Raw genomic sequence first — 4050 nt, forward strand, 5'->3', positions numbered from 1 at the left:
GTCAGCTCCGGGCGCTTGAGCAAGTCGAGCAGATTGTATTCGTGGGCCAGGGGCTTCTCGATCAGGGCATTCACCGCCTCGGCTTGCGGCGTTTTCGGGCGCACCCAGGTGCTCTTCAGGCGCAGCTCTTCCTGCGCCATGCCCTCGCGCTTGGCATTAAAGGCAGCCCAACGTTCATCGTCCACCAGGCCCAGCTCGCGGCCTTTTTCGGTGAGTCGCAGATCGGCATTGTCTTCACGCAGCAACAGCCGGTATTCCGCGCGGCTGGTGAACATGCGATAAGGCTCCTGGGTGCCCATGGTGATCAGATCATCCACCAGCACACCGATGTAGGCCTCGTCCCTGCGCGGGGTCCAGGCGTCTTTGCCCTGGCTCAGCAGCGCCGCATTCAGGCCCGCCAGCAACCCCTGGGCACCCGCTTCTTCATAACCTGTGGTGCCGTTGATCTGGCCGGCGAAGAACAGCCCCGGCATGTGCTGGGTTTCCAGGCTATGTTTGAGATCCTGGGGATTGAAATAGTCGTACTCGATGGCGTAACCCGGACGGGTGATATGGGCGTTCTCGAAACCCCGAATGGAACGCACCGCCTGCAGCTGCACATCAAACGGCAGGCTGGTGGAAATGCCATTGGGGTATAGCTCGTGGGTATTGAGCCCTTCCGGTTCCACGAAAATCTGGTGGCTGTCCTTGTCCGGGTAGCGGTTCACCTTGTCTTCGATGGACGGGCAGTAGCGCGGCCCCACCCCATCAATCACCCCCGTAAACATGGGGCTGCGGTCAAAACCGCTGCGAATGATGTCGTGGGTCTGGGCATTGGTATGGGTGATATAGCAGCACACCTGCTGCGGGTGTTCTTCCACCTTGCCCAGATAGCTCATCACCGGCAGCGGGCGGTCGCCCCACTGCTCTTCCATTACCGAGAAATCTACGGTCTTGCCGTCGATGCGCGGCGGGGTGCCGGTTTTCAGGCGGTCGACACGGAACGGCAGCTCACGCAGGCGACGGGCCAGCGCATTGGACGGCTGATCCCCGGCACGACCGCCCTGATGATTGTCCAGGCCAATATGAATGACACCGCCCAGGAAGGTGCCGGCGGTGAGCACCACCGCATCGGCCATGAAACGCAGGCCCATATTGGTCACCACGCCCACACAGCGACCGTTTTCCACAATCAGGTCGTCCACGGCTTGCTGGAACAGGGTCAGGTCGGGCTGGTTTTCCAGGGTCCCGCGGATGGCGGCCTTGTACAGCTCACGATCTGCCTGGGCACGGGTGGCGCGCACCGCCGGCCCTTTGCGGGCGTTGAGCACACGAAACTGAATACCGCCTTTATCCGTGGCGCGGCCCATGGCCCCGCCCAGGGCATCGATTTCACGCACCAGGTGGCTCTTGCCGATACCGCCAATGGCCGGGTTACAGCTCATCTGGCCCAGGGTTTCGATGTTATGGGTGAGCAGCAGCGTTGAAACGCCCATGCGCGCAGAGGCCAGTGCCGCCTCGGTACCGGCATGGCCGCCGCCGATCACAATCACGCCAAATCGCTGGGAAAAATCCATCGTTTACTTACCTTGCAGGACAGGCCTGCTGCTCAAAATATAGTCAATTCGGGCGCGGTAGTATAAAGAGAACACCTCACGCTGCAAGCATCACGCGGTAGAGCCAGTATCAGCGCAGCACCGAAACGCCAGCTCGCACAGGAGAAACAGCCGTGTCGACACTCTGATCCGGCCAGTTTCGAGTTGCGAGAAACGAGTTTCGAAAGACATAAACCACAAACAGGCACTTCCTGAAGGTTTTCGTCACTCGAAACTCGTTACTCGCTTCTGTTTATCGCGCCGCCAGCGACGCTCCTACGGAGAGCATGTAGCGTGCAGCGTGTTGCGTGTAAGCTATTCTACTATAGAACCCTGATTCTCTTGGCATGGATTGCGCTTGGACTCTCTGAACCTGTTTCTTCTTATCGGCACCGGCCTGATGTTCACCGGCCTGCTGCTGGGCTCGCTGAGCGCCCGGTTCGGGGTGCCGTCGCTGCTGATTTTCCTGGTGGTGGGCATGCTCGCCGGCGAGGATGGCATCGGCGGCATCGAGTTCGATGATTTCTCCACCGCCTATGTGATTGGCAACATCGCCCTGGCGGTGATCCTGCTGGACGGGGGCCTGCGCACCCGATTAAGCACCTTCAAGCTGGGCCTGCGCCCGGCCCTTAGCCTGGCCACCCTCGGCGTGGCCATCTCCGCCGCCCTGGTCGGCGCCTTTACTACCTGGCTGATCGGGGTGGACTGGCGGGTGGGCCTGCTACTGGGCGGCATTATCGGCTCCACCGATGCGGCCGCGGTATTCAGCGTCATCAAGGGCGCCGGCGTCACCCTGAATGAGCGGGTGGCGAGCACCCTGGAGATCGAGTCCGGCCTCAACGACCCCATGGCCATCTTTATTACCCTGATGCTGGTGGGGCTGCTGGTGGACCCGGACGCGCAATGGGGCATCGGCATGCTGGTGACCCTGCTTCAGCAATTTGGCCTGGGTATATTGCTGGGCCTGTTACTGGGCGCGGTGATCAGCGAAGTACTGCTGCGGGTTCGCAGCAATGAAGGCCTGCACGCGCTGCTGTTGTGCAGCGGGGGCGCCATGGTCTTTGCCATCACCAATCTGGTGGGCGGCTCCGGTTTCCTGGCGGTATACCTGACCGGCCTGGTGGCGGGGAACCGCCGCGGAGGCACCGGCGACAATGTGCTCAAGTCCATGGATTCCATGGCCTGGCTGGCCCAGTCCGGCATGTTCCTGATCCTCGGTCTGCTGGTCACGCCTTCCCGGCTCACCGAAAACCTGCCCTGGGCCCTGGCCGTCGCCGCTTTTCTGATGCTATTGGCGCGCCCAGTGTCGGTATGGCTCAGCTTGCTGCCGTTCCGTTTCACCTGGCGCGAGGAAATTTTCATCGCCTGGACCGGGCTACGCGGCGCCGTTCCCATTGTGCTAGCCGTGTTCCCGCTACTGGCCGGGGTGGAACAAACCTATTTACTGTTTGATATCACCCTNGTGGTGGTGCTGATCTCCCTGCTTGGACAAGGGGCAAGCCTGCGGTTTGTGGCGCGCAAGCTGAAAGTTTCGGTGCCGCGCACCACCGAACCCAGGCAGACCGTGGCCCTGGCCGCCCCCCGCGACCGCTACCTGATGCAGTTTGAGGTGGAAGATGGCGCCAAGGCGGTGGGCAAAAGCCTGGCCGAGCTGGGGGAAGACGAACGTACGCCGTTGATTCTGTACCGTGACAAACAGGTGCTCAGCCTCGGTGACGACCCGAAAATTGCAGCCGGTGATTTGATTGCCTGGCTGGCGCCGTTATCACACAAGTCCAACCTCTCGGATCTGTGCCATAAATTAAGCAGCGATGAAAAACGCTATTACGGCGATTTCAGCGTGCTCGGCAAAACCCCGATCGCGCAGCTGGTCGCGATCTACGGCGTGGAAAGCCCACCGCCCTTGCTACAGGGCCTCACCGTGGCCGAATTGTTCAGCAAACAGGTCGGCCGGCATGCGGTGGTCGGCGATACCGTTCGCATCAGCAGCCTGCGGTTGCGGGCCCGATCGGTAGAAGATGGCAAGGTCGTGCTGGCTGGCTTGAAGCTGCCGGGGTAAAGCCACCGTCCCGAGTGACGAGAAACGCGTTTAGAAAGGCAAAACCGGTTTTGATTTTCGTCACTCGCTACTCGAAACTCGCCTCTCCACTCCAGAAATCCAGAAAGGACTCGTCATGGCTCGCTTTGATAATCACCGCATTCTGATCACTGGCGCCGGTGCCGGCATTGGTGCCCTGATGGCACAAGAGTTTGCCAAACAGGGCGCAGAAGTCATCGTCACTGCCCGCCGCATCAGCGCGGCCCGCCAGGTAGCTGACCAGATCAAGGCGGCCGGCGGCAAGGCCCACCCCTATGTGCTGGATGTGAGCAAGATTGCCTCCATTGCCAAATTCCGGGACAAACTGCATGAGGAAGTCGGCCCCATCACCGGCCTGATCAACAACGCCGGTGTCGTCTTTGGTGGCGAGTTCGAGCA

General features: G+C 61.0%; 3 protein-coding genes. 2 read left to right on the top strand and 1 reads right to left on the bottom strand.

The window, feature by feature from the left end; translation table 11 throughout:
• Positions 1-1556, bottom strand: a 1556-nt coding sequence (gene mnmG / locus A3754_RS17795) for a tRNA uridine-5-carboxymethylaminomethyl(34) synthesis enzyme MnmG (RefSeq protein WP_063520775.1), incomplete at its 3' end; no start/stop codon positions are given.
• A 376-nt stretch (positions 1557-1932) separates the two neighbouring features.
• Between mnmG and A3754_RS17800 the strand changes: the two genes are divergently transcribed.
• Both A3754_RS17800 and A3754_RS17805 read left to right on the top strand, forming a co-directional pair.
• Positions 1933-3633: a potassium/proton antiporter gene (locus A3754_RS17800; RefSeq protein WP_063520776.1), complete on the top strand. Its 1701-nt coding sequence runs from the start codon at positions 1933-1935 to the stop codon at positions 3631-3633.
• A gap of 115 nt (positions 3634-3748) precedes the next feature.
• Positions 3749-4050 (top strand): SDR family NAD(P)-dependent oxidoreductase (locus tag A3754_RS17805; RefSeq protein ID WP_156497060.1); only part of this gene is annotated, 302 nt, incomplete at its 3' end.

The sequence above is a fragment of the Alcanivorax sp. HI0083 genome (assembly GCF_001635175.1).